Raw genomic sequence first — 981 nt, forward strand, 5'->3', positions numbered from 1 at the left:
TTCAGCGTGCCGCTCGAAGGCATCCGATGACCTGTGTAGTGGCAATCAAGCATAACGGCTCCGTCTACATGGGTGCCGATAGCGCAGGCAGCGACCTGTACACAATCCGCACGCGCATCGATCCGAAGATACATAAGGTCGGCGCATTCATGTTTGGTTTCACCACCTCGTTCCGCATGGGGCAGTTGCTCGCGCACGCCTTTAAGGCGCCTGATCGTGACCCGCGCATCTCGGTAGAGAAGTTCATGTCGACATCGTTCATCGATGCGGTGCGCGATTGCCTGAAGGCTGGCGGATGGGCAAGCAAGGCGAACGACACAGAGCAGGGCGGAACGTTCCTCGTCTCATACGAGGCGCGCGTCTTCTGCATCTTTGGCGACTACCAGGTCGCTGAGAGTGCCTTGCCGTATGAGGCTGTAGGCTGCGGTACGGACTTCGCCATGGGATCGCTGTTCAGCACGGATGGCACGGCATTGACGCCGAGCGAGCGCATCAACAAGGCGCTTCAGGCTGCCGAGTCGTTCTCGTGCGGTGTACGTGGGCCGTTCATTCAGCATGTGCAAGCGGCGAATGGCTGAGTCGCATGGTGATTGTTCGGTGAATGGGCGTCGAATTGCCCTGCAATGCCATCTGCACGGCGGGCGGCGACGATGATTATTCGGTTTAACTGATGGCATGGAGTAAAGAGTCTAGGCAGTCACGTGGATACGGGGCCGCATGGGACCGCATCCGCAAGTTGGTGTTGGCGCGGGACTTCGGTCTGTGCCAGGTATGCATCAAGCAAAGCGTGTACACCCCGGCCAACATCGTCGATCACGTAACCAATAAAGCCAAGGCCGCCACGCTGAAGTGGAGCCAAGCCCGCATCGATGATCCGCTGAATTGTCAGACCATCTGCAAGCCCTGCCACGACGTAAAGACCGAGGCAGAGCAGGGGAAGAAGAAGCGGCCGGTGGTGAAGATCGGTCTCGATGGCTGGCC

2 protein-coding genes are annotated in these 981 nt (G+C 58.8%); both read left to right on the forward strand.

What is annotated here, in order from left to right; translation table 11 throughout:
• On the forward strand, positions 1 to 578 hold a 578-nt coding region (locus CR105_RS27410), incomplete at its 5' end, for an Ntn hydrolase family protein (RefSeq protein ID WP_218968770.1).
• 92 nt (positions 579 to 670) lie between these two features.
• Positions 671 to 981: HNH endonuclease (locus CR105_RS27415; RefSeq protein WP_099794129.1), on the forward strand; the 311-nt coding region annotated here is incomplete at its 3' end.

The sequence above is a fragment of the Massilia eurypsychrophila genome (genome assembly GCF_002760655.1).
In the GTDB taxonomy this organism is placed as follows: Bacteria; Pseudomonadota; Gammaproteobacteria; order Burkholderiales; family Burkholderiaceae_D; genus JAFCUW01.